The 26,240-nt window shown below is 48.0% G+C and carries 19 protein-coding genes; 9 read left to right on the top strand and 10 right to left on the bottom strand.

Annotation, left to right across the window (positions count from 1 at the left end; all coding sequences use genetic code 11):
* Positions 1 to 240 precede the first annotated feature (240 nt).
* A complete protein-coding gene (locus HNR77_RS20205) occupies positions 241 to 3,321 on the top strand; it encodes a PAS domain-containing hybrid sensor histidine kinase/response regulator (RefSeq protein WP_221443934.1) in 3,081 nt (1,026 codons plus the stop codon).
* 28 nt (positions 3,322 to 3,349) lie between these two features.
* Here the strand turns inward: HNR77_RS20205 and HNR77_RS20200 are convergent, their stop codons facing one another.
* Both HNR77_RS20200 and HNR77_RS20195 read right to left on the bottom strand, forming a co-directional pair.
* Positions 3,350 to 4,024, bottom strand: coding sequence for a response regulator transcription factor (locus HNR77_RS20200; RefSeq protein WP_184188240.1), 675 nt, complete (start codon positions 4,022 to 4,024; stop codon positions 3,350 to 3,352).
* A 75-nt stretch (positions 4,025 to 4,099) separates the two neighbouring features.
* A complete protein-coding gene (locus tag HNR77_RS20195; RefSeq protein WP_184188237.1) occupies positions 4,100 to 4,948 on the bottom strand; it encodes a helix-turn-helix transcriptional regulator in 849 nt (282 codons plus the stop codon).
* Between the two features lie 160 nt (positions 4,949 to 5,108).
* Here HNR77_RS20195 and fabF point away from each other — a divergent pair, with 160 nt between their 5' ends.
* Complete coding sequence (gene fabF / locus HNR77_RS20190) at positions 5,109 to 6,347, top strand: beta-ketoacyl-ACP synthase II (protein ID WP_184188311.1); 1,239 nt, start codon at positions 5,109 to 5,111, stop codon at positions 6,345 to 6,347.
* Between the two features lie 259 nt (positions 6,348 to 6,606).
* On the opposite strand, the gene HNR77_RS20185 is transcribed toward fabF, so the two are convergent.
* Positions 6,607 to 7,836, bottom strand: a complete 1,230-nt coding sequence (locus tag HNR77_RS20185; RefSeq protein ID WP_184188234.1) for a nitrate/nitrite transporter — start codon at positions 7,834 to 7,836, stop codon at positions 6,607 to 6,609.
* A 416-nt stretch (positions 7,837 to 8,252) separates the two neighbouring features.
* Between HNR77_RS20185 and HNR77_RS20180 the strand changes: the two genes are divergently transcribed.
* The 5 genes from HNR77_RS20180 (at position 8,253) to HNR77_RS20160 (ending at position 19,066) form a co-directional block, all read left to right on the top strand.
* Positions 8,253 to 10,436, top strand: coding sequence for an FAD-dependent oxidoreductase (locus HNR77_RS20180; RefSeq protein ID WP_184188231.1), 2,184 nt, complete (start codon positions 8,253 to 8,255; stop codon positions 10,434 to 10,436).
* A gap of 36 nt (positions 10,437 to 10,472) precedes the next feature.
* Positions 10,473 to 12,602, top strand: a complete 2,130-nt coding sequence (nasC, locus tag HNR77_RS20175) for an assimilatory nitrate reductase catalytic subunit NasC (RefSeq protein WP_184188228.1) — start codon at positions 10,473 to 10,475, stop codon at positions 12,600 to 12,602.
* A 323-nt stretch (positions 12,603 to 12,925) separates the two neighbouring features.
* Entirely contained in the window at positions 12,926 to 13,345 is a 420-nt protein-coding gene (locus HNR77_RS20170) for a hypothetical protein (protein ID WP_184188225.1), read from the top strand.
* 31 nt (positions 13,346 to 13,376) lie between these two features.
* On the top strand, positions 13,377 to 18,347 hold the full coding sequence (locus tag HNR77_RS20165; protein ID WP_184188222.1) for a DUF4132 domain-containing protein: 4,971 nt from the start codon (positions 13,377 to 13,379) through the stop codon (positions 18,345 to 18,347).
* A gap of 266 nt (positions 18,348 to 18,613) precedes the next feature.
* Positions 18,614 to 19,066, top strand: a complete 453-nt coding sequence (locus HNR77_RS20160) for a GNAT family N-acetyltransferase (RefSeq protein ID WP_184188220.1) — start codon at positions 18,614 to 18,616, stop codon at positions 19,064 to 19,066.
* Positions 19,067 to 19,232: 166 nt separating this feature from the next.
* On the opposite strand, the gene HNR77_RS20155 is transcribed toward HNR77_RS20160, so the two are convergent.
* From HNR77_RS20155 to HNR77_RS20130, 6 genes are all read right to left on the bottom strand, one after another.
* Complete coding sequence (locus tag HNR77_RS20155) at positions 19,233 to 20,021, bottom strand: formate/nitrite transporter family protein (protein WP_184188218.1); 789 nt, start codon at positions 20,019 to 20,021, stop codon at positions 19,233 to 19,235.
* 93 nt (positions 20,022 to 20,114) lie between these two features.
* Positions 20,115 to 20,528 (bottom strand): hypothetical protein, encoded by a 414-nt coding sequence (locus HNR77_RS20150; protein ID WP_184188216.1) that lies wholly within the window; start codon positions 20,526 to 20,528, stop codon positions 20,115 to 20,117.
* Positions 20,525 to 21,043: a hypothetical protein gene (locus HNR77_RS20145; RefSeq protein ID WP_184188214.1), complete on the bottom strand. Its 519-nt coding sequence runs from the start codon at positions 21,041 to 21,043 to the stop codon at positions 20,525 to 20,527. The genes HNR77_RS20150 and HNR77_RS20145 overlap by 4 nt, the downstream gene beginning before the upstream one ends.
* Before the next feature lie 26 nt (positions 21,044 to 21,069).
* Positions 21,070 to 21,288 (bottom strand): bacteriocin immunity protein, encoded by a 219-nt coding sequence (locus HNR77_RS20140; RefSeq protein ID WP_184188212.1) that lies wholly within the window; start codon positions 21,286 to 21,288, stop codon positions 21,070 to 21,072.
* Between the two features lie 51 nt (positions 21,289 to 21,339).
* Complete coding sequence (locus tag HNR77_RS20135) at positions 21,340 to 21,642, bottom strand: hypothetical protein (protein WP_184188210.1); 303 nt, start codon at positions 21,640 to 21,642, stop codon at positions 21,340 to 21,342.
* 83 nt (positions 21,643 to 21,725) lie between these two features.
* A complete protein-coding gene (locus HNR77_RS20130) occupies positions 21,726 to 22,718 on the bottom strand; it encodes a zinc-binding dehydrogenase (protein WP_184188308.1) in 993 nt (330 codons plus the stop codon).
* A 274-nt stretch (positions 22,719 to 22,992) separates the two neighbouring features.
* On the opposite strand from HNR77_RS20130, the gene HNR77_RS20125 reads away from it, so the two are divergent.
* Together HNR77_RS20125 and HNR77_RS20120 are read left to right on the top strand one after the other, a co-directional pair.
* Complete coding sequence (locus tag HNR77_RS20125; protein ID WP_184188305.1) at positions 22,993 to 23,853, top strand: LysR family transcriptional regulator; 861 nt, start codon at positions 22,993 to 22,995, stop codon at positions 23,851 to 23,853.
* A gap of 14 nt (positions 23,854 to 23,867) precedes the next feature.
* Positions 23,868 to 24,974, top strand: a complete 1,107-nt coding sequence (locus HNR77_RS20120) for a threonine aldolase family protein (protein ID WP_184188207.1) — start codon at positions 23,868 to 23,870, stop codon at positions 24,972 to 24,974.
* A 59-nt stretch (positions 24,975 to 25,033) separates the two neighbouring features.
* Here HNR77_RS20120 and HNR77_RS20115 read toward each other — a convergent pair whose 3' ends face one another.
* On the bottom strand, positions 25,034 to 26,065 hold the full coding sequence (locus HNR77_RS20115) for a PocR ligand-binding domain-containing protein (RefSeq protein ID WP_184188204.1): 1,032 nt from the start codon (positions 26,063 to 26,065) through the stop codon (positions 25,034 to 25,036).
* Positions 26,066 to 26,240: the final 175 nt, after the last annotated feature.

The raw sequence follows: 26,240 nt of genomic DNA, 5'->3' as shown, positions 1-26,240 counted from the left end.
CAATATCCGCAATTGAATACAAAAGTTTTGCGTAATATGATTTGATTATTACTTAGGGCGTGTCCTGATCTATATTAAGTAATGCTGAAGTCGTAACTTGGATGGTGAACTTTGCTGCGCGATCTGGTTTTAAATTTTACATTAATACTGATTATTGTTTTTCTGGTGCATCACTATCTAAATCAATTGAACAATCGACGGGAATTGTCGTTTACCTCAAAAGTGATTATAGGTATTTCTATGAGTATGCTGGGTACCGTTCTATACTATTTCTCCATTGTATTAGAAGACGGTACGGTGCTTAACTTCCGTTCTGTTGCCTATCTTCTGGCTGCCTATTATGGTGGAGGAGGAACGGCATTTATTACATTTGCCGGCTTATGGATGTTTCGGCTCAATGTGGGACTGTGGCCCTCGATAGAGAATTGGCAGTATGCCATGTACGAGGTAGTGTTTGTACTCATAATTACGCTGAATTTCAAGTATATTCATGGTTTTGTCAACCGCTGGATATCCGGGTCATTACTGCTGATTTCAGCATATCAGTTGACCACTTTAGTCACCTCTGACTCCTCAACCCTCCAAAGCCGGGGAACAGTCTTGTTTTGCCATTTCCTCGGTATGCTTCTGCTTGTATTGTTCATCTATTTCCTGAATCAGAATCATTATTACAGACAGCTGGTGGTCCAGAAGGAGCAGGAGATGATCAAGATGCTCCGTATGCAGCCAGGATTCACTTTAAAAGTTCGCAAAGTGAACGGGGAATTTGAATTTCTTTTGCTGGAAGGAGAGATGTTGTCTCGGTTAGATATGGATATGCGAAGTCTGGAGGAATGCTTTCAGCTTGGCACGATTAAAGTTCTGCCGCCGGAGAAAATTCAGTTTCTGAAAACACAGTTCAACAGGGCCTGGAAAGGCGAATCCTTTTTTTTTGAGATCGAGTATCAGGGGAACTATGCACTTGTCAAATTAGGCCCGTATGTAGAAGACGAAATGGTGAAGTATGTCATTGGATACGGACTTGATATTACAGAGCATCGAGCGGTCAGACGCAGAGTTCAGGAGAGTGAGGAGCGCTATCGCATGCTGGAGCGAGTATCTGCGAATTGGGTGGCGGGTCTGGACAGCAGAGGCACGATCGTGTCAATTAATCAGAAATTTCTTGATGTTCTTCAAGCGGACAGGGAGCAGGTGATCGGACGTGAGCTTGGAGACTTGCTTGTGATGGAGAAGGTGGAATGCTGGTTTACGGTTCTGAAGAACACACTTTCAACCAGAACTATACAAGAGACGGAGTTAATCTTCCGTATAGGGGAAAGTGAAGAGCTGCACGTTCGTGTTCATCTGCATCCGCTCAAGTCATTCAGGTCTATAGAGCAGATTAGAGCAGTTTTTCAGGATATTACAGATCAACACAGACGTATGAAAGCCGACAAGGCGAGTCAGGCAAAGAGTGAATTTCTTGCTTTAATGAGTCATGAGCTGCGGACACCACTGAATAGTATTACCAGCTTCAGCTCATTGTTACAGCGAACGGATCTTACCACGCAGCAGCTGGATTATGTGAGCAAAATCATGGTCTCCTCTCAGTCCTTACTCAATCTGGTCAAGGATATCCTGGATTTTTCCAAGATTGAAGCCGGGAGATTTAATGTGGAGCATGTACCGTTTTCATTGGAAGAGGTTTTTAAACGTGTGGCGGATCAGATTAGCACTGCTATTGGGCATAAGGATATCAAGGTCATTTTTCAGACTGATCCCGATTTGCCTTTAACGGTGCTTGGTGACCCGTTTCGACTGGAGCAGGTGCTTATCAATCTTTTGGGTAATGCCATTAAATTTACGGATCAAGGATACGTTATTCTGCATGCAGAAGTGCTTGCATTTGAAGAAAAAAGTGTCGAAGTTCGTTTTGAGGTTCAAGATACAGGAATCGGAATTTCATCTGAACAGATGGAGCGTTTATTTGTCCCCTTTAGTCAGGCTGAACCTTCGACATATCGAAAGTATGGCGGCTCTGGATTGGGCCTTGTTATTTGTTATCTCCTTGTTACCTCCCTCGGGGGCAGTTTGCAAGTGGAAAGTGTGCTTGGTGAATACAGCATATTTACGTTTGACCTGATGTATGAATTGACAGAAACAGAAGAACGATCATTCCTTCCAACCTACCCTTTATTGTATGCTGTCAATGATGTAATTATAGTGGATAGTGACATGAGAGTGGCTGGGAATCTGGAGCAGATGCTGCGTTCGTTTGGTCTTCGGCCGGAAGTCTACGTTTCTTTTCAACAGGTGCTCGAACATGTTAATGATGAACGAGAAGAAGAGGAATCACCTTGCCTGTTGATTATGCTGGATATGGATACAGAACATATACATTTTGATCCGGACTGGAGCAGGCTGATGGCCCGGCTGCGGCATTCCCGGATTCAGGTGTTTGGATATACACATGCGACCAGTGAAATTGCAGTGGCAAGTGAGCAGCATTACAGTACTCCCCAGGTCATTCTGTTCAAGCCACTGACTCGTGTTGGACTCTTTGAAGCATTACTTGCTTTTCAGCGTGAAGAGGTGCAGCAGATGCGATCGGACGATGAACAGCCCGGGCAGAAGCTAGGCTCCATTTTAGTAGCGGAGGATCATGAGATCAACCAGATCGCTATACATGCCATGCTGCAGCAGTTGGGATATGAGGTCTGCGTCGTGAATAATGGAATAGAGGTTCTGGGCAAGCTGCACACACAGCAATGGAAGCTGGTACTGATGGATTTGAATATGCCGGAAATGAACGGAATAGAGGCGGTCAAACAAATTCGGCAAATGAGACAGTATGATCAGACCCCTGTCATTGCACTTACCGCATACGGAGCAGAGAAGGTGCGTGAAGAATGTATCGTGGCTGGCATGAATGCCGTTCTGACCAAACCGATTGATCAGAAACAGATCAGATCAATAATAGATAACTGGATTGGTCTGAAGGGCATATTTGGAATCAGGGGAATAGAGGCAGAAAAAGCACTGAAACAGATGGATGACAGACCACATCTTCTTCAGTATGCATTGACCCGGTTTTCTCTCGAATACAAGAATTTTGAATCCAGAATCCAAACCAGTCTGCATCAGCAGAAGATGGATTTCGTCGTACGAAGTACACATTCTCTCGTAGGTGTTGCTGCCCATCTGCATGCTGTACATTTGTTACAGGCCGTGCTTCGTCTGGAAGCGCTGTTGTCGGTCCCGTTCTCGGAAACGGAGCTGAAATTTTTGCTGCAGAAGGTACAGCAAGAAATTGATTTCATTATTGAATCGCTACCGTGGTAATCACAATGCCCAGGCTATGTTGACCCGCTTATGGTGTGAATTTATACCCGACCCCCCATACCGTTTGAATATATTGGGGGTTTTTCGGGTTATCTTCAATCTTTTTACGCAAGTTCGTAATATGTACATCTATTGTTCGATCATGGATATAGGCATCAATCCCGCGAATGGCCTCGATGAGGGCGTATCGACTGAACACCTTGCCGGGGTGAGCCACAAACAGCTTCATTATTTCGAATTCTGAAAAGGTCGTCTCTATTCTGCGATGATTCAGCAGAATCGTTCGACGAGCCAGATCGAGCGAGATTCCAGGCTCATGTTCGACAACGGAGGAACTTTTCAGCAGCGTATACCTGCGCAGCACAGCCTCGATGCGTGCCTTCAACTCCTGCATACTGAAGGGTTTGCACACAAAATCATCCGCACCGCCGGTTAAGGAGCGAATACGCTCGGAAACCTCGGTTAACGAAGATATGACAATGATCGGGATTGAGGTATGTTCACGCATCAGTGCGCAGGGATGTTTGTCTTTGGAATCGGGTAACATCAAGTCGAGTAAAATGATATCCGGTCGGTTTTCAAGCTGCACAAGGCCTCTCCCAATGGTATCAACCCGACATACTTCGTATTCTTCCCCTTGTAAATACAGGCATAACGTATCACCCAGCATGTTGTCGTCCTCTATAATAAGCACTTTGGTCATGATGTCCCTTTCTCAAACCACGTTTTAAAAATATATTGGCTGTTTATGCCGTCTTTCCGTTAATAGGCCTTCTGTTCAAACTTCACTGCCACGCTCCAACAACTGCTTTAGCTTGCGTTCTGTTGCGGTTTCTGGTGCTGGAGTATAGATGCTGCAGCGCAAATCAGCATTGCCCTGCACCTGTAATGAGGTCAGATCAAACAGCATTTTGCCTGCTTTGGAATGTCTGAATTCGATCCACACATCAGGAGCACTGCTCACGCTGCTTTGTTTCCATAATGTGTGAAAATCAGGGTGGCGGTCTATCATGTCATCCAAAAATAAATTATACCATTCATCGTCCACATAACGACCATAATAGCCACGGAAAATAGATAAAAATCCGCTCACAAAGTCTTCCCAGTTCACGGCAAGCCTGCGCAGCTCCTTCCGATCGAATAACAGACTAATCATATTGCGCTGCTCCAACGGGATTTGTTCAAAGTTCATGAAGACCTGTGCGGCCGCTTCGTTCCATCCCACAATAAAGCAGCGCCGATCCGAGATAATGGTTGGGCAGTACCGAAGTTCCTGCAAAATTTTCTGCAGGGACGGATGCAGCTGAAAGGTGTCCGGCTCCGGAGCGGGCAGATCCGAATAATGCTCCATAGCAAGTGAAAACAGATACTTCCGTTCATCGGCAGTGAGTCTCAGGGCAGAAGCTATGCTGTCGAGTACCGCATGAGAAACCTGAATGCTTCGTCCTTGCTCCAGCCAGGTATACCAGGTGGTGCTTACTCCAGCCAATTGGGCTACTTCTTCTCTTCTCAGGCCTGGAGTTCTTCGCCGTCCTCCGGCAGGTAAACCAACGGATTCCGGGGATAATCTGGAACGTTGTGTCTTCAAGAAAGCAGATAAGGCCTGTAAGCGAGTCGTTTCACTCATATCATCATTCCTCCACTCTAACATGGTACTCATTATACTATGATAAATGACAACTTGTAATAGGATATAAAAACATGGCACTATGAATGCACAAGCCTCAGGAAACACAAAGTTGAAGACAACTAAAGGATAATTAGAAGGGAGAAACACGGGAATGACGATGGAACGTGTTGTTATTACGGGGATGGGTGTGATCTCTCCACTCGGAAATGATGTGGATGCATTCTGGAATGCATTGAAGGAAGGGAAGTCCGGCATATCTCCGATTGAACATCTGGACAGCAGATTATATAAATCAAGGATCGGTGGTATGGTACGTAATTTTGACGGTGAAGCTCTTTTTGGACGAAAGGAAGCACGGCGTATGGATCGGTTTGTGCAATTTGCTGTTGCTGCGGCCGATCAGGCTTTGATTCATTCGGGTCTTGTGCTGGATTCAATGGATCGAGAGCGCGTCGGGGTGTATATTGGCTCTGGTATAGGGGGCATTCAGACCTTAATGGAACAGGGAAGTGTATTAACGCAGCGGGGAGCCGGGAGAGTCAGCCCCACGCTTGTACCGATAATGATATCCAATATGGCAGCAGCTGCGGTGAGCATGCGATTTGGCTGTTGGGGGCCGACGCTTTCCCCGGTAACAGCGTGTTCCATCGGAAATACGGCTATTGGTGAAGCGTTCAGGCTGATCCGTCACGGCGGAGCAGATGTCATTTTTGCTGGCGGGACGGAAGCGGCAGTTACGGAAATATCCCTTGCGAGTTTTGGCAATGCAACAGCTTTATCAACCAGAAACGAAGACTATACAGCAGCAAGCCGACCGTTCGATGGCAGGAGAGACGGATTTGTTATGGCTGAAGGGGCAGGCGTACTGGTTGTAGAATCCTTGTCTCATGCGCTGGCAAGGGGAGCCAATATTCTCGCCGAGGTTACCGGGTATGGAGCCACCTCTGATGCGTATCACATGGTAGCCACTCACCCTGAAGGCAGAGGAGCTTTTCTGGCGATGAGGGCTGCACTGCGTGACGCGGACCTGGAGCCTGGTGATATTGATGTGATTAACGCTCATGCGACCAGCACAGAAGCAGGGGATTTATCGGAAACGAGAGCGATTAAACAGCTCTTTGGAGATGCGGCGTATTGCATTCCTGTCACAGCTAATAAATCCATGACAGGGCATATGCTTGGTGCAGCTGGAGGGGCAGAAGCAATTTCCCTTGTACAAACACTGCAGCATGGCATCATTCCACCAACGATTAACCAGGAAGAGCGAGATGATGAATGTGATCTGGATTATGTTCCGAACGTTGCCAGAGAGGCGAATCTACAGATTGGCATGTCCAACTCCTTCGGCTTCGGCGGGCATAATGCGGTGATTATTCTTCAGAAGTATGTGTCCTGAAGCAACTTTATAAGTTGAACTAAAGATTTTACACCATCCACTCCGATGACAGAACAACCTTCTAATCGCTGTTATCCCCAGATTTTTTGAATTCTGTGTTCCAAAGGGGAAAATCCGGTGATAAAGGCGACCGCTCCGCTTTTTCAGGTTTTTTCTGTCCTCTCCGTTCACGTGTAAATAAATAGTGCAACTTATACAAAACAAACAGCGCTGCCCAGTTGGCTAGCGCTGTTTGTTCATATTTAGGCGAGCAATAGGATCAGGACGTCAGTGAAGTGGATTCGGCTATACCCTTGCTGCCTCTGCTCAACCAGCTTACCCGCCAGCGGGCTTGCATGAAGAGCACGAGGCACAGAGAGGCAGCCGCGATGAGACTAAGGCTGACAAAGCCTGGTGTGTAAGATTGATAGGTGCTGTACAGCTGACCCAGAATAAGTGGCAGTGCATAACCGCCTAATCCACCGGCAGCCCCTACAATGCCAGTCATCAGACCGATTTCATTGCCAAAGCGTTGTGGAACCAGTTGGAATACGGAGCCGTTTCCTGCTCCAAGGCACATCATGCCAAGGAACAGCATTACGATGACAACGGGCAGAGGGGGCAGGAAGGACACGCCGAGGAGCATAACACAGGCCCCTGTGTACAAGAAGGTCAGCATTCGGGTTCCCCCGATTTTATCAGCCAGAAAACCGCCAACAGGCCGGAAGAAGCTGCCTGCAATCACACAGAAAGTAGTAATATCAGCGGCATGAACTGCGGATAACCCGTATTGGGTGTTGAAGAAAATGGTCAGATAATTGCATAGTCCAACGAAGCCGCCAAAGGTGACACAGTAAAAGGCACAGAAGACCCATGCATCCTTTTGTTTAAGCAAAGTTCCATATTGGGAGAGCTTTTTCGGTTCAGGACGGTTCGGACTGTTTTTGGCGAAGACGGAGAAGAGTACAAATACAATTACAATCGGAATGATCGCTAGTCCAAAAACAACCTCCCAGCTGCCGAAATGAGTGGCAAGTCGATTAGCGAATAACGTGGCGAGCACCGTCCCACTATTGCCTGCTCCGGCAATTCCCATGGCCAGACCTTGATGCTCTTTGGGATACCACTGGCCTGCAAGGGGGAGTGCAGCTGCAAATGAGGCACCAGCTACGCCAAGCAGAAGAGCGACGACGTAGAGCTGACTCAGAGAATCAACCCACAGCCAGCCCAGCAGCAAAGGCACGAGTGTGACAATCATACCGATCTGTGCGGTCAGCTTGGGGCCAATATAGTCGGACATAAAGCCGAGCACAAGTCGCAGGATGGAGCCGCCGAGGATTGGCAGGGCGACCAGGTTTGCTTTTTCCAGTGGAGTCATCGGGTAATCCATGGCAATAATAACTGCGAGGGGACCGAGCATGCCCCAGATCATAAAGCTGATGTCAAAATACATAAATGCTCCGAACAGCGTAGGCTTATGTCCGCTTTTCCAAAAACTCTTGCTCTCCATCATTTTCATCGCTCCTCATCCAGATAGGTTTTTTGTTATGTCTCTATGTCTTCGTTCCGGCAAAAAAAAGACCGCAAGCCGTCCTGATACCAGAACGATTTGCGGCCCCGTTGCCGACAGCGGTACACGTCTTTGTGTTTTCCGCTTCTGAGATGATCACAACACTGTGATTTTGATTCAAATTATAAAAAGTTGAAAAGATTATGTCAATAAAAATAACATTAAATTTTAAAATAATTATTTTCGAGCGAATCCCACTTTTATTATGTTAATTTAGTTGACATTAAAAACGAATTACCTTAATCTGAACTTAATAAGAATCTACACAATGGCGTGTAGAACGGAGGCAATGAGGCCCCTTTTCCCCATAAGGAAAAGGGGTTGTTCTGTTTAAATCCGAGAAAGGGGGCCGTCCCGTGAATAAAAGGAAACTGGTCGTAATCGGCAATGGCATGGCAGGTGTGAAATGTGTAGAAGAGATCGTTGCACTCGAACCGGATATGTACGAGATCGTCATCTACGGGACCGAGCCTCGACCCAACTACAATCGAATTATGTTATCCAAAGTGCTCCAGGGAGAGCATTCCTTACAGGATATCATCATCCATGACTGGACTTGGTATGCGGAGCGTAAGATCAGACTGTGTACGGGGGAGACTGTGCAACGGATTGAACCAGATCGTAAATTCATCGAAACAGCATCCGGCCAAAAGGAAACGTACGATATTCTGATCTTGGCCACAGGCTCCTCTCCATTTATGCCGCCAATTCCAGGGATTGAAAAGGACCGTGTGATGTCTTTCCGAACGATAGATGATTGTAACCGCATGTCACACTACTCCAAGGAGTTCAGTAAAGCTGCCGTGATCGGAGGCGGATTATTGGGACTGGAGGCTGCACGCGGGCTGCTGCATCTGGGCATGGAAGCGGTGGTAGTCCATAATGCGTCTTATATCATGAACCGGCAGCTGGATGTTGAGGCTGGAGCAATGCTTCAGCATGAGCTTGAAGCTCAGGGCATGTCCTTTCTTTTGAATAAAAATACACAGAAAATTACTGGACGTTCACAAGCACAGGGGCTGCTTTTTACAGATGGTTCGAAGCTGGAGGCACAGGTCGTTGTGGTCGCTGTTGGCATTCGGCCGAATGTTGAGCTGGCTAGAAGAAGTGGTATTGCCACGAATCGTGCAATTACGGTTGATGATTACATGCGCACGAGTGTGCCTGATATCTATGCTGTTGGAGAATGTGCAGAGCATCGGGGAATCAGTTACGGCCTGGTTGCACCTTTGTATGAGCAGGGTAAAGTGCTTGCACGTACTTTGTGTGGACAAAAAACAACAGGATATGCAGGTTCCGTTCCTTATTCACAGCTTAAAGTATCGGGTGTAGATGTATTCTCGGCAGGAGAGATCAGCGGGGAGGGTGTGCAGACGGCGGTACAGCATTTAGATCGCATACAGGGAACGTACAAAAAAGTGCTGATGCAAGGTGGCAAGGTGAAGGGGGCCATTTTGTTTGGAAATACAGCAGAGGGAACAGCTTTGCTTGGACTGGTGCAGCGTGGGGCTGAGGTCGCAGAGCTTGCTCCCCGGGAAGGGGCGCCTGATCCGGCTGAGATGGCTGCAGCTGCGCTTCCGGGTCACGAAACAGTTTGTGCCTGCAACAATGTAACCAAAGCATCCATTTTGAAGGCTATTCATGAGCAGGGGCTGGAGACGGAGGAGCAAGTAAAGCTGCAAACCAAAGCTTCTGGCTCCTGTGGCGGCTGCAGACCGATGGTGGCCGCGCTGTTGAAACACGCGAAACGTGGAATGGTTAATGAAGATGCTGCTGCAAGTACAGATTCACGCGATTTTCAGAAGAAGGCGGTGATGCCTGTATGCCGCTGTACGGATACGGGACATGAAGAGCTGAAGCATCAGCTGAATGGGATGTGGATAAAGACTGGTAATGACTTGACTTCGATCCTGAGGCAGCTGAACTGGAATTCGGAACAGGGGTGTCCGGTATGTCTTGCCGCTATTCAATTTTATGCTCATATGTCAGGGTCCACACTGTCTGAGATGGATACGAAGAATAACATTCACATGTTATCAGATCAACACAATTCATCCACAGCGTGTATCTCCAGTATGGGCAGAGTCCAGTCAGAGCTTCTTACCTTATGGAAGGATGCAGCAATGCCATACAAAGTGAGTATAGCGATCGCTTCGGGTCCGGAATCATTCGTTCCTGTGCTGGTTACGGATATCGGTCTGCTGGCTTCTCCGGCAGGTTGGGAGATTTACGCAGGTGGTCATGCAGGTCATCCTGTGAAGCAAGGTTTTCTTCTGGGTACGGTTGAATCAATCGAGGAAGCTCTGCAGCTTGCCTCAGCCTGTCTGCAATGGTACCGGCAAACGGCCTGGTTCGATGAACCAATATGGGCCTGGATGGATCGACTCGGAAGTACGTCCATTCGGGAAACACTTTTGGATACACAGTTTCAACAGGAGCTTGTGCTTAATCGGGAGCAGGAACGTGTGCTTGTGGCGAGTGTTAAGCTTGACGGAACGCAAAGGTCAGTTGAAGCGGTTCAGTTTCAGATTGAGGCGTGAAGCTTCGAATCATTATTCAGAAAGGCAGGGGGAAGTATGAGCGGAACAGCAGATACGGAACAAGCGGTGTCCAAATTAGTGGTAAAAGAAACCCAGTGCCCCTATTGCAGCGTACAGTGCAAGATGTCAGTGGAAGAGCTGGCTGCGCCTGTTGCTGGTCAGAGACGTGCGGAGTATGCAGTTCAAGGCTTGCCAAACAAGGCTTCGCAGGGCCGCTTGTGTGTAAAGGGCCTGAATGCTCATCAGCAAGTATTCAGTCCCGAGCGATTGATGCAGCCGCTCATTCGCCGCCGGGGAGAATTGCAGCCGTGCTCTTGGGAGGAGGCACTTCAGACCATTGCGGATCGTGTTCAGCAGCTTCAGCATGCTTATGGGCCAGATACTGTTGGTGTATACGGAGGTGGATCATTAACCAATGAAACGGCCTATCTGCTTGGCAAATTCGCCCGGGTGGCGCTTGGCACCAAGTACATTGATTATAATGGCCGTTTCTGCATGTCAGCTGCCGCTTCTGCTGGCAGTAAAGTTTTCGGGATCGACCGCGGTTTAACATTCCCGCTGTCCGACATTCCCAAAGCCGAATGTATTATCCTGGCGGGCACCAATATAGCCGAGTGCCAGCCGACACTGCTGCCTTATTTTAACGAGGCCAAAGAGAATGGAGCATTGATCATCGTCATTGATCCTCGCAAGACGGCAACCGCTGCGATTGCTGATTTTCACTTGCAGGTGAAGCCTGGTATGGATGCACTCTTGGCTGATGCGATGCTGAAGGTGATCGTGGAGGCAGATTTGGTGGATTCCGCGTTTGTTAAACAACGGACCAGTGGATATGAACAGCTGGTGCAGGAGATGGAAAATTTGCAGCTTGAACAGGCTGCGACCGCGTGCGGAGTTGAACTGGACATGATAAGACAGGCCGCGATCGCTTTCGGAAATGCACAAACGGGCATGATTATGACCGCACGCGGGGTGGAGCAGCAAACGGATGGACATATGGCTGTTCGCCATTTTCTGAATCTGGTGCTGGCAACTGGCAAAATCGGCAGAACGGGTTGTGGATATGGTGCAGTTACCGGGCAAGGAAATGGGCAGGGAGGCCGAGAACATGGGCAGAAGGCAGATCAACTGCCAGGATATCGTTCTATAGAAAATGCGGAGGACCGTGCCTATATAGCATCGGTTTGGGGGATAGAACCCGAGGCTTTGCCAGGTAAAGGTGTATCGGCTTATGAGATGATGGAGCACATTCATGAACAGCATATTCGTGCCTTGCTCGTTATGGGCTCCAACCCGGTCGTTTCTAACCCCAACGTTCGTCTGGTGGAGGAAGGGCTGCGCAAGCTTGATTTGCTGGTCGTGGCTGATATGTTTTTGTCCGAAACAGCCCGGTTGGCGGATATTGTTTTGCCAGTAACGTCTTATATGGAGAATGAGGGTACACTTACGAATCTGGAGGGCCGTGTTCTTCTGCGGGAACAGGGGAGAGCTGCATCGGGAGAGACATTGGATGACTGGGTTATTTTATGCCGAATTGCAGCAAGGCTTGGCAAGGGCTCGTGGTTTGAGTTCGAGAAGGCGGAGGATATTTTCAATGAATTACGAGTGGCTAGCCGTGGTGGTAAGGCAGATTATTATGGCATTACCTATGAGCGTCTGCGTAAGGAACAGGGGGTGTACTGGCCCTGTCCTTCTGCGGAGGATCAAGGAGAGGGCTTATTGTTCCGCGAACGATTCGCTCATGCTGACGGAAAGGCTGCATTTACGTTGGGCTCAAGTCCGGGCTGGAACGATGTTTCAGATGAATATCCCCTGATTTTGACGAATGGACGAATTCTTCCTCATTATCTGACGGGTGTGCAGACTCGCAGAAGTTCGGCTTTATCCGCTCGCGAGCTGGAGAACTTTGTGGAGCTGCATCCGGCAACAGCAGCTCGTCACCGCATTCGTGACGGTGAATGGGTCGAGATCACGTCTGCTTATGGGACATTCACTGTACGTTCCCGAATCAGGGAGTCCATCAGGAAGGATACGTTGTTTGTACCTATGCACTGGGGTGGTATCCAGAATGTGAACCGGGCAACAAGGCCGGATTTGGACCCTGTTTGCCGGATGCCTGGATTCAAGACAGCTGCGGTCAGGATTCAACCGTTGCGTCTGGTATGATACATTCCAGCGGAAAAACGGTATTAAAATGCGTGAATATCATGTTAGGTGCTTCCGAGCTGCTCATCCCTGATTATGCGGGGGAGTGGCTTTTTGCGTGTTATGCGCAAATGTCTTCTAGTTCGCAGGTTCGATGTAAACATGATTATGGGCTCATGAAAGAGACTTATATTTTGGTTATGATGTTCATTAGGGGTACATATGTACGTATTTGGTTTGTTTTGAACTGTCTGAATTTCGGGTATTTATTTAGGATTTTACAGGTTGCATGCGGCTGGTTTTAATTGGATTTAGGCAGCATTCGGTAAAGAGGGGGCATTTCATTGAAGATATGGGTTACGGTGAAAAGTTTGGGGAAACGCAAGCCGGCTCTCGCCAGACAAGCAGTCGTGCTTCCGGAAACAACCTGCACGCTTCGGCTTCTTATCGAAAACATGGTCGAAGTGCAGGTGCAGGCTTTCGAGGAGAGGAAAAATACTTCGTCCATGCTTGCGTATCTGATGCCAGATGAGATCGGGGCTCAGGGCGCTGCGGGCAAGGTTGCTTTTGGAACGGTAAACGGTGAGGGTATTCCTGATCTGGCAGAGGCGAAGGAAGCCGCGATAATGGCATATGAAGACGGACTTTACAAAGTATTTCTGAATGAGCGGGAGCTAGAGGCGCTGGATGAGCCGCTGACGATTGAGGATGGTGCTGATGTGGCCTTTATTCGTTTTACGATGTTAGCTGGACGTCTGTGGTAGGAAGAAGCAGGATGACAAGGAGGAGAACAGAATGAATCAGGAAGATCAGGTACAAACGTATATTGAAGGATTGCAGCAGAAGGCAGGTGCTTTTACTGGACCACGGCTGGAGTTGTCGAAATATATCATCACTTTGGCAGAGTCAACGTATTTGCGTGGGGATGAGGAGAGTTATTTCAATGCGGAAAGACTGCTGGTCAGTCTCGCATTGGAGAAGCAGCAGCCTCTGTTTCAGCCCATTATTGAGGTGTTGGAGCACCTGACCGATGATTCGTTTGTTGCCCGATTCCGTTATATTGCTGAAGGCGCAACACTCTATCCTTACAGCACCAGCTACGAACGCAGGCCTTTCCGGACTTCCGACCCAAGGCAGCATGTCGTTCATGTGCTGCGCAAGCTGCTCGGTTTATTTCGCATGGAGGCCAGAGATTTACACTTGATGGATTACCTGACTCTTCGTGAGCAGGATAAGTTTAATCTGTATGAATATCGCAGTGTGCTGCCGGATTGTATTGCCTATGAACTGGATCATCATAATGCTGAAGTCAAGCAGGCGCTGCACGACATTATTTATGGGGATAACCAGGCTGCATTGCTGACAGGTGAAATGATCAAGGGCATGCTCATGAGCGAGCAGACGGATGCTTATCATATGATCGGTGAGCTCTTGATTGCGGCGAGACTGCAGGAGGGACTGCGCCAGAGCATTTTGGAACGCATGGACGAAGGGACGCTTGAAGCGTATATTTACATATTAAAAATAATTCTGGACAACAACCTGACCCGGTTCAGTTCTGTCGTTAGAGCTTTGGGGGTATGGACCGGGCTTGGGCTTGAAGCTGTGAACCAGCGTGTAGTGTCTCAACTGGCTGAACAGGCGTACGAGGCACTTGTTCATGAGGAAGTTCGTGAGGCATGGCGGCAGGAGAAAAATGCCAACAAACTATACATCAGCCTGTGGGCTACAGCTGTTATTGAAGAGAACGAGCTTCAAGGTAAAATTGTAGAGATTATGGATCAGGGTGAACTGTATCAGAAAATTGTAGCACAGTATATTCTGGCTAACAGCCAACACTTGGGACTTCGTCTTGCGATGGCGCGCAAAACACTGAATGTGCAAGATATTGAATTGATACACTGGGTCGTGCAAAATTATACGGCGGCGTACACGCACAATTGGAGCTTTGAAGAGGGAGAGCATCAGCGCAGCGTGTATGTGCCTCGCTGGGATGTGCTTGAAGATAAAGAGGCACGCCGTTATGACTTTGATTCATTCAAAAAGATGCTGTATTTCATTCCAAAAGGTGGTTCAAGCGGACCTTCCAGAGTGCTGGATTATGTTCAATATCGAATCGGAGCAGATGACGTAATCAAGAAGATGTTATATCTGGCCGCTTATGATATGGATGCGGACTGGATTGCAGAAGTCATAGCCCTGAAGGATCGGTTAAGCCCTGAATTACGTGGCGAGCTGTTATCCCAGTTTGTGCAGGAACCTGATAACGAGGTGCAGCGGCAGTTTGTGTTTGAGAGTTTATCCGACAAGAGCATCAGCAATCGTGAAAGTGCACTGATCAAGGTAAAACGGCTTTCGCTGACTAGCGAGGAGATGCAGCAGATGGAAGCACTGCTGAAGCTCAAAACGGGTTCTCTTCGACAGAAGGTTATTCAAGTTCTGCTGCTGCAGCCTGTAGAGAAGTTGAAGGACTCGGTCGAGCGTTTACTCCAGGCCAAGAGTGAACTGCAGCGTTTGGGAGCGCTTGAGCTGTTAACGGAGATTCAAGGGGATGAAGCGCGAGCAGAGCAATTAGAGCAGCTCAAGCCTTTGGCGGAGCTGTTGGATAAGCCTACAGCCAAGGAGCAAAAGCTGCTGGATAAACTGCTTGAAGAAGGCAGCCGCTACACGTCTTCCAATGGATATGGTTTGTTTGATCCGAATCGACGTGAACTGCTGCTGGATGAAGAGCGTGACCACAGTGGCAGTGGCCCGAAGGATATCTTTCAGCTATCGCTGGATAAGATCCAAAGTATTCTGGAAGGTTTGAATGCACTGGTTCATGAACACAGGGATCATGAGTATGTTGTGGAGTATTATGCGGGGTACAGAGATACGCTGCTTGTCGGAGCCGGTTTGCGTTCAATGGTTCCTTATGCAGAACGATCCAAAATGAAAGAACTGGACCAATTTCCGCTGCCTGAAGTGTGGAAGCAGTATTTTGAGCGGAGTGGGCTCACGAATATGGAGCTGCTGCAGTTGTATGTAGAATTACAGCTAGGCAAGCTGAATAGCAAACTGAATGAACATTACTCCTTCTACGTCAACCAGTATGAGTATGAGGAATTAAGGAAGATTTCGCTGCTGGAGGGTTGGCGCAAAACATTTGCAGAGCAGATTTACCCAATGAACGAGATAATCAAGCTGCATGAAATGATGGAAGCTCTTCCGTATAAGCTTCAGGTTCAAGCTCTGATCTCGGCGGCGTTTCTGGATTGTGATTCAAGCGGGATCTTTGAGGCTTCGGAGAGAGCATGGGCTTCCATTATCTCTAGCATGCCAGCTGAGCAGTTGGTGAAGGAAACGGGTATGCTGCACATTCTGACAGGTCCGTGGAATTATATTGTAAGAAACAACGTATACGACAATGACAGTTTCAAACGTTTTTTCCAGACAGCCTATCAATTCTCACATCTTGTGGAGCCTCACTATCCATTATCACTGCTGTCGCTGGATGATTTCCTGCGTGCGTATCAGTTAGAGCTGATTGATGATCAGGAAATATATCGGCAGCTGCTGATGGGACATCATCGTTTTGTTTTCATCCGTGACATGACATCTGCTCGTACAGAGCGTATTCAAGATGATCCGAAGCTGATGCATCTGCGGGATACTGTCGTGAATCGCATTCTGGAGATCGAGCTGACGCGGGGAGAATTGTCCACGGAAGTGAGCACGCTTGCGATGAAGCTGGAACGAATCGAGGGAATGGAGCATTGGGTGCATCTGGTCTCTGCGATGGATCAGGATACTTTTGTACGGGGTTATATCTATAGCTATGGGGACAACACGACTCGTAAAGAAACGTTTAGTTACCTGATTAAACATTGCTATCCTCGGGCTGGCGAAGATGAGCAGCTTCTGGGTGAATTGATCCGGAAGTACCCGTTTAACGAGAAAAAGCTGCTGGAGGCAGCGATGTATGCGCCTCAATGGATGGAGCTGGTAGCGAGACATCTCGGCTGGGAAGGACTTCGCAGCGCTGCATGGTATTTCCATGCGCATATTAACGAACAGTTTACCGCGGAAAAGGAAACCATTGTGGCGCATTACTCGCCAATCCCGGCGCAAGATTTTAATGATGGAGCCTTTGATATTGCCTGGTTTGAAGAAGCCTATGCAGCAGTGGGAGAAGAACGTTTCAATCTGCTGTACGATTGTGCCAAGTACATCTCCGGCGGGGCTAATCATCGCAGATCACAATTATTCGCTGATGCCGCGCTGGGCAAGCTTGACCTGAAGGAAATGCGCGATTCCGTTGCAGACAAACGCAACAAGGATCATTTATTGACCTATAGCTTGATTCCACTAGCTGAAGATCGGGATCAGGATTTACGTGAGCGGTACGACTTTATCCAGAAATTCCTGATGCAGAGCAAGCAGTTCGGGGCGCAGCGCCGTGCAAGCGAAGGATTGGCATCCCAGATTGCACTTGGCAATCTTGCACGTAACGCAGGTTATGCTGATGTAACACGTCTCATGTGGGATATGGAGGCTCGCAAGCTGGATGAAATGAGGTCTTATTTCGAACCTCATACACTTGATGAAGATACGACGGCACATCTTGTTATTGATGATGAGGGCCAATCGGATCTGGTTATTGTCAGCAAAGGCAAAACGCTGAAGTCGGTACCAGCACGATTCAAAAAAGATGGTTACATTGCAGAGCTGAAAGAATTGAAGTCTGATCTGGCTAATCAATACCGTCGGGCCAAGCAGGAACTGGAGCGTTCCATGAACGCAGGTACGGCTTTTACCTGTCAGGAGATTGTTAATCTGATGAACAACCCAGTGATCCAGCCGCTGATAAAAACATTGATCTTCCAATCGGGCGCGCAACTTGGAAGATTTGACGCGCAGACTAATGGATTGATTGCTCCAGGGACAGAGGGAGTCGCTTATACTCTGAAGGAAGGGGATCAGCTGCTGATTGCTCATCCACTGCATTTGTATCAGAGCGGCAACTGGAGCGAGTTCCAGAGAGAGCTGTTCGATCGTCAGGAGCGTCAGCCGTTCAAGCAGGTTTTCCGTGAACTCTATTTGCCGAACGAGGATGAGCTTGCACAAGGCACGGTATCCCGCAGGTACGCCGGTTATCAGATTCAGCCGAACAAAACGGCCAGCTTGCTGAAAAGCCGTCAGTGGACCGTAAGTTATGAAGAGGGATTGCAAAAGGTAAGTTATGAGTATAACTTGATTGCTAATCTCTATGCGATGGCGGACTGGTTCTCTCCGGCTGATACAGAAGCCCCTACGCTGGAAACGGTGCAATTCTATGATCGCCGCACGTATAAACCTGTGGAATTAAAGGATGTTCCGCCCGTATTCTTCTCCGAGGTTATGCGTGATGTTGATCTGGTCGTCAGCATTGCTCATGTAGGTGGTGTTGATCCAGAGGCAAGCCTTACAACGATCGAGATGCGTCATGTCATTGTGAATGAATCCTTGCGTCTGCTCAAAATCAACAATGTGCGTCTGGATGGCAATTATGCACGTATAGACGGTAATCTGGGTGAATATGCTGTTCATCTAGGAAGCGGCAATGTATTCAAGCAGGCATCAGGTGCATTGCACATTGTGCCAGTGCACAGCCAGCATCGCGGACGTATTTTCCTGCCGTTTTTGGATGAAGATCCAAGAACAGCCGAGATTTTGTCCAAGATTGTATTGTTATCCGAGGATCAAAAAATTAAAGATCCGCAGATTCTTGCACAGCTGCAGCACTAATTATATATGTAGTAAGGAAAGGCCGTCTCGAATGAGGCGGTTTTTTGGTTAAGGACGGCAGGTGTGATGAGCAGGAACACATGATCTGTCGATACGTTATGTTATGACATTGGTGGTGAATCGCAGATGCCCTTTACATACTGGATATGGTAAAATGTACAAAGGTCTAAGGATGTAAAATGGTCGCATCTTGAAGTCGGTCATGAATATGACCGGGAGTTTGTGCCTAATTACATGTGACTTGATAAAGGAGGGTGAATTACATCATGTTAATGGTACCATATCGGGAGCAGGATCACGCCAAATTGGTAGCGGTCTGGGAGCGTGCTGTTCGAGCTACACATACATTTCTGGAGGAGCATCACATTCTTTTTTATAAACAAATGGTAAGTGAGGCTTTGGAGCAAAAACAAGTTGAAGTCTGGGAAGTGCTGGATGCCGAGCAGGAGCCAATCGGTTTCATTGGTCTGGATAACAGCTTCATTGAAATGTTGTTTGTCGATGAGCATTTTCAGGGACAAGGCGTCGGTAAATTTCTGGTCTTTCAAACGATGAAGATGAAAGGCGCCGAGCTTAGAGTAGATGTCAATGAGCAGAATGAAGACGCTGCCCGCTTCTATGCGAAGATGGGATTTGTGCAGATCGGTCGGTCGGAGCTGGATGGTTCCGGGAATCCGTTTCCGCTGCTGCATCTCGAAATGAAGCGGACAAGTGCTTAGTTCATAATGTTCTGGTGAAGAGATTCATTCTGTCATCCTGCTGGTGACAGGCTAAAAACCCCCGGCGGTGGCTCCTGAAACAGGAGACACTTCCGGGGGTTTTGGTTTGGCTTACCGATCAGATGCGGTCATTGAACCGGGCAAGAAGGGGGTTTTTTTTCGAAAATTAATGTGTCTCCTCGTCCAGAAACGGTTTGTTCACTGCATAATACATAAAGCCCATCAGCAGCACGCCGCCCACCAGATTGCCCAAAGTCACTGGCACCAGGTTGTGAATTACACCGCCAAACGAGATGGTTCCAGGGTGATTCAACACAAGCGCAATTGCAAATGTACACATATTCGCGATGCTGTGCTCATAGCCCGAGATAAAAAAGCAAAAAACAAAGAGCATCATGGCAAACATTTTGGCGCCATTTTCCTTCATGAACATCGGAACGAAAAAGGCCAGGCATACCAGCCAGTTACAGAGAATGCCGCGGAAAAAGAGCTGCATCGCTGGCGCTTCCATCTTGTGCTCGACCACACTCAGCAAGAAACCGTTAACCTGTGCTGAATCAAACAGTCCCGTCAGGTAGATCAGCAGGGCAAACACGGCCGCACCCATCAAATTTCCGCTATAGCTCGCAATCCACAGCTTAATGACTTCAAACCAGCGCAGCTTTTTGCGCAATGCCGCATAGGTGTAATAGAATGTGTTGCCTGTGAACAGGTCACCGCCACCGTAAGCAATCAGGATAATTGCTGCACCGAAGGTGATCGCTGCCATAGGGTATGTAAACGGGGAATCCTCCATATAGAAGAAATTTCCTGTTTTGAACGCGACAATCACGCCGAAGCCGATAAACATGCTGGCCAGCATGGAGCGCGCCAGATAGCGAAGCAGGCTTTGTTTATAGATTTTGTGTTTCTTCAGAGCAAGCTGCTCCACACCGCGTAAACCTTCCGTTTCCATCATTCGCCTCCTGTATGTAATAAATCATCTAGGTTTTCTATATTATACCTGTAATTTACTTCAATAGTTCACCGAAATAAAAGAATTTGAAGTTTAGGACCTCGGCTCGGGGGTGTCTGCCGGAAAAGGAAACATGCAGCTGCGCCAGATTTCAGCCAGCTGCTCTTCTGTTCGCTCATGCGGCACACGTTCTTCGGCATACGATCGCTCCAGCTTTTCACGCATAAAAGCCTCTGCATGGGGATTAGGGCGAGCGTGAAATTTTTGGATGAATTCGTTATTTACATCGACTTCTCTCATTTTGTTTAGTGCACTATTCAATAACGGACTGCCCGCGTACAACAATGAGGCGGTCTCTTCGCATTCGAATTTGAGGAAAAGAAGGGCCTTCTGAATGGCATGAATCTCGCCTTGAGTAAGGTAAACGGCTTGAGTAGCCTCCGTCGATTCTTCTGCGGAGTGTCCTTTACCCTGTTCTGATGAAAGCTGTTTATCGTTGGATTTCATTGTTGCTCACGTCCCGATATAGATTGAAGTTCCCGTGTGGCCGAAGCTCCGAACTCTGAATGTGATTCTAGAGATTCCAACGCTTGTACAGCTTGGGAAAGCTGTTTATTTGCTTTTATCACAGCGAAAGCAGCGCTTTGGAGCAAAATATATGCGTCCGATTCAATGACATACCGAGCCAGCGCAATTTCAGCCTCGGTAACGGGCAGCAGGGCTAACGTCTGTAAAGCATAGATCTGCACATCCTCGTCTTCCTCTACATTGCGTACCAACTGTCCTGCTGCTTCGCGAATCGTATCTAGAAGTGGGGAAGCTCCCGCCATACCTAGGGCGCGCCAAGCTTCAATGCGCACTAAATCTTCCTCCTGTGTATTCATACCCAGAGCAAGCACTTGCCGGGTTAATTCAGGATCATGCAATTCAATGATCTGACGGAGCGCTTCCTGTTTTTCGTGAGAAGAGGCTGAGTCGAAATCATGAGCATCTAATGGGTTATTTAATTCTTCGGTAGACATGTATATCATTCACCTCCTGAATAAGTTCAAGATTGAGGCGGGAGCTGTATTGGGCGTGCTTGAAGCGCTTCTTCTACAATCTGCTCCGCAGTTAACTCGCGTTCATCCCAGAAAATCAGATTACTAACCTCTGCATAGGGCAGCGCCTGTTGTACCTCGGTTAACATGTCGTCCAGTTCCTGCTCGGTTCCTTCCGCATTCAACATTTTACGAACTAACATAACGAGATGTTGATGGTTGGACATGATACACCTCCTGAATAATTAACTTGATAAATCGGAAAATCGACAGTCCGTTTAGTCGGACATTGGCTGATCCCATGGATTGTATTTTACGAAAATGGGCAACATTTTCGGTGCTAACATGAGATGTAGTGAATCTGTCTTTTGCGACGTATAAGAGATGATATAGTCTCCAAAGTGTGGCTCATATTCAAAGTGTTCAAATGTGACCGTTTGGCCCGGATATTTTGCAGCTACGTACAATGCTGCGGCTCCTCTTGCCAGCAGTTCCTTCACTGCAGGTACCTGTGCTGAAAGCATGACTACGATCAGTACAACGATGGTGCGCTTCATATAACGTTGAAGAAAACGAGTCAAAAGCAAATCCCCCCAACCGATGACGATGTCTATGCATAGTCTATCATTGTTAGGGGGAAAGATCATGGTCACAAGGTCGCTTTTTAATCGATCTGTATAGCAATATTGCCGAACTGCTCGCCTTTCTCCATACGTTCGAACGCTTGTGCGGTATGTTCAAGTGAATAGATGCTGTCTACTACGGGACGAATCTGATGTTTCTCTACAAAGTCCAGCATCTGCACAAACTCTTCGCGGCTGCCCATGGAGGTGCCAATCAGACTGATCTGTGGAAAAAAGATCGAACGAATCGGCAGATGCAGGTCATCGCCCGAGCTTGCGCCAAACATTACAATTCGTCCGCCCGGTCTGATGATCTGCTCGTATTTGGGAAACATGGCTTGTCCGATACTGTCCAGGACGATGTCTACAGGATTGTCCCTGTTCAACATATTTCCCCAGTCTGCATGACTGTCCAAAGCCTGAAACGCTCCCAGACGCATTGCCTCGGCTCGTTTAACTTCACTTCTGGAGCTCACGGTTACCTTCGCTCCTGCAGCTCCTGCCATGAGTAATGCATAAGTAGCGACACCACCTCCAATGCCAGGAATGAAGAGATGTTCCCCAGCCTGGAGTCCGCCACGAGTGAACAACGCCCGATAAGCGGTCAGCGCAGCAAGAGATAAGACCCCGGCTTCGTTCCAGGAGAGGTGGGCAGGCTTGGGAAGCACATTGCTGGCAGGCAGCGCAATATATTGTGCAAGCGTTCCATCGGATGGACCACCGACAATCCCCGGAACAACAGGCACGTCTGCGGTATGCTGCCAGTCGAGTGTCGGATGAATGATTACCGGATCACCTGCAGCGATATGCTGCACACCGTCGCCGACCTCGACCACAATACCTGCACCGTCCGATCCAGGAATAAGTGGTGTGTCTTGAGGTGTGCGGTCTGACATAATGAAGAGATCGCGGTGATTGAGTCCGGCAGAGCGCAGCTGCACCACGACATGTCCGGGTTCTGCTTTCGGGACTGCACAGGTTGAATAGTGAAGACCTTTCAGACCGGCTTGGCCAGAATGCATCATGGCCTTCATTGTTTTTATAGCTTTCATGAGTTTACCTCCTAGATGATATAGATAAGCTGCTTAGTTACACATCATCGCAGTGTTTGTGTAAAGATAAAGCCTATTACTGAGTCATTGTACAGGCAGGCTGAAAACACGTAAAATAAACAAAAATGAAGGTCAGTATCATTAATAATCATAGTGGAATATAAGTGGAAAATAGAAGAGTGTTGGCCTGAAGTACAAGCTTTTAAGTTGGCAGAATGCTCTTATGCTCTCATATAACGATAAGCAGGTGAAGATTTTGGATGCTGGTGATTTGAAAATATTCCAGGCGGTTGCCCGCGAAGGCAGTATCAGCAAAGCCGCGATTGCTCTTAATTATGTGCAGTCCAACGTAACAACACGGATCAGACAACTGGAAGCACAGCTGCAGGTGCCGCTGTTTCATCGTTCGAATCGCGGAATGCTGCTTACCCCGGCAGGAGAGAACCTGCTTGGTTATGCAGATCGAATATTGCAATTATTAGACGAAGCCGAGGAGGCCGCACAGCAAGGAGGTCCGCCGACGGGAAATCTTCGTTTAGGCTCGATTGAGACTGCTGTCTCCCGATTCCTGACGCCGCTCTTGGCGGAGTATTGCTCCTGTTATCCCAAGGTACAGTATTCTCTTGTCACAGGAGGCACACATGAGCTGAACCAGAAGGTTATGAAGCATGAGCTTCACGGAGCTTTGGTGTATGGTCCAATAGACCATTCGGAGCTGCAATATATCAAAATGTATGACGATGAACTGGTGCTAATCGCCGGATCAGATGAACATGATATGTCCGTATTGCTTCACAGACCGATGCTATTTTTTGAGGTTGGCTGCAGCCACCGGGATCAAGCCGAGAGTTTTCTGAGAACCCAGGGCATTGGTACATTAAATGTCATAGAGTACGGGACATTGGACACGATTATTCATGGCGTTGCTACGGGGCTCGGTGTATCCCTGCTGCCACGTTCTTCGGTTGCTCAGGCCGCGTCCAGAAGTGAAATCGTCATACTGCCTGTGCCTGATCCATATTCTCGTTTGGAAGTAGGATTTGTATACTCTCGTGGTGAACATATATCTAGTGCGCTGCATGCGCTAGTCGACATTATGGCTGAACCGGAACAGTGAAGGAGAGATGAATTATGCAGGATAAAAATAGTGTAATAACGCTGGCTGATGCTTTCAATCAAGCCGCGTATATTATAGGCGGGCATGGAAGCCGCAAAGTGAAAGTATTGCAGGAGGCGCTGGAGCAGGTCGATGGAGAAACGTTCAGCGACCACTATGGCAATGGTTCGATTATAGATGAGTTCCAGCAGGAGATGGCGGAGGTGCTGGGTAAAGAAGCCGCGGTGTTTTTCCCAAGCGGTACGATGGCACAGCAGATTGCACTTCGCATCTGGTGTGACCGGGCTGATGTTAAACGGGTGGCCTATCATCCGCTGGCTCATCTGGAGATCCATGAGGAGGACGGGCTGAAGGAGCTGCATCAGATTGAAAGCATTCTGCTCGGAGAAGCGGATCGGTTGATTACACTCGAAGATGTGAAGAGCATGAAACAGGAGGTAGCCTGTCTACTGCTTGAGCTGCCGCAGCGAGAGATTGGCGGGCAGCTGCCAGCATACGAGGAGCTGGAAGCAATCTCGGCGTATTGCCGTGAACGCGGCATCAAGCTGCATCTGGACGGGGCACGTCTGTTTGAGATCACGCCTTATTATGAGAAAACACCAGCGGAGATTTGTCGTTTGTTTGATAGTGTGTACATCTCTTTTTATAAAGGTATTGGCGGTATTGCGGGGGCAATTCTTGCTGGAGATTCAGACATGATGCAGGAATCCAGGGTGTGGAAACGTCGGCATGGCGGTGATCTGATCGGGCTGTACCCGTACATACTCAGCTCCAGGTATTATTATCATGAGCGTGTTGGCAAAATGGGACATTACTATGAGCAGGCCAAAGAGCTGGCGTCACTGTTTAATGCATGTCACGGGATTAGAACGGTTCCCGAACAGCCAGTGTCCAACATGTTCCACGTTCATTTTGCGCTTGCAGCCTCCGAAGTCGAACCGCTGCTGGTGCAAATGGTGCAGCAGTTTGATATAGCGATCACATCGTATCTGAACAAAACCGAAGGTAACACCTGCTCCTTCGAAATGTCGACAGGGGATCGATACGATACGGTGCCGCAGGACAAGCTGAGAGACGCGCTGAATTGGCTGGACGGGGAGTTGCAGAAGCAGCTTTCATAGCAAGTGAATGATCGTGAGTCTTACTAGAGTGAGATGTCAGGCACAACAGCGTTTATCGTTCACTGCTCCTGAATATATTTGCGATAGAGCGCAGGTGTAATTTCCTCGAACTTTTTAAAAATTTTGATAAAATACCCCGATTCATTAAATCCCAGCTCATCGCTGATCTGTGAAACGGGCATGTCCGTGACCTCCAGCAGCTGCTTGGCCCACTTGATTTTGAGCTTCGCGAGATAGGTGGTGAAGTTTTCACCCGTTTCCTTCGCGAATAACCGGCTAAAGTAGCTTGGACTCAGGTGGCATAGTTCGGCTGCTTGTTTCAGAGACACCTGTTCACTTTTATGCGCGTAAATATACTCAAAAGCAGGCTGCAGCACCGGATTCACGCTGTCCGTATCATTTGGGCTATTTTTGAGATAAGCATCAGCGATGGCGTTGGTCATTTCCTTTTTGATGGATTCGATGTTGCGAATGGAATAACCGGGCAGAATCGTGGACAGGTTCACGGACTCCTGATTGCCGGAAGCCTTCTCAAACATCTCCACCAGCAGGTTTTTGTTCAGCGCCTCCTCCACAATATAGTTGCAGAGCAGGGACAGCATGTTCGAAATCTTCACAATCTCCTCGTACGTCATAACGGGCAGCTGGTCATAATCTGCCTGTAAATGCTTCATTTTGGCATCATGCATCGATACATTTTTGGATCTCACGATCTGCTCCAGATCGGTTCCCTTCTCCGGGTCAGCCAGCTTGACTTGTCCAGCCATGACTGCTCCGATATATTTCCCGTCAATGGTAATTGGAATCGCAATGTCGATAATATTGAAATGACAGAGATAAATATAGGGTTCATTGAGCCGAACGGCCTCTAGTCCGCCGCGCGAGTCACATTTCTGACAGTAGGGAAGAAGCTCGGGATCCTTGCGAACGTTCTGGCAGAAGGCCTGGCAGCTGCTGTGGCTGGTTACGGGAATGCCTTTGTAATCCACGGTTAGTATAGCGAGTTTGGTTACTGTGGCAAGTGAATCCTGAAGGCGTTTCCATTTGTCCAGATCCAGTATTTTATTGATGTGCAAATATTCTTTAATCATATGAAAAACCTCCGTAGTTCATCATTTTCATGGATCGGAGAGTCGTTAAAAAGTTAAAAGTTGTACATATTAAGACATGAACATAGCGGGTAATGGAACATGGGAGGTCAAAATTGAACCATCTCATGACAATAACATACCATGATTGCGCGAAAAAGCAAAAAATTACGATTGC

Source organism: Paenibacillus sp. JGP012, from assembly GCF_014203995.1.
Lineage (GTDB): Bacteria > Bacillota > Bacilli > Paenibacillales > Paenibacillaceae > Paenibacillus > Paenibacillus silvae.
This window is presented reverse-complemented; position numbering and strand designations above follow the sequence as displayed.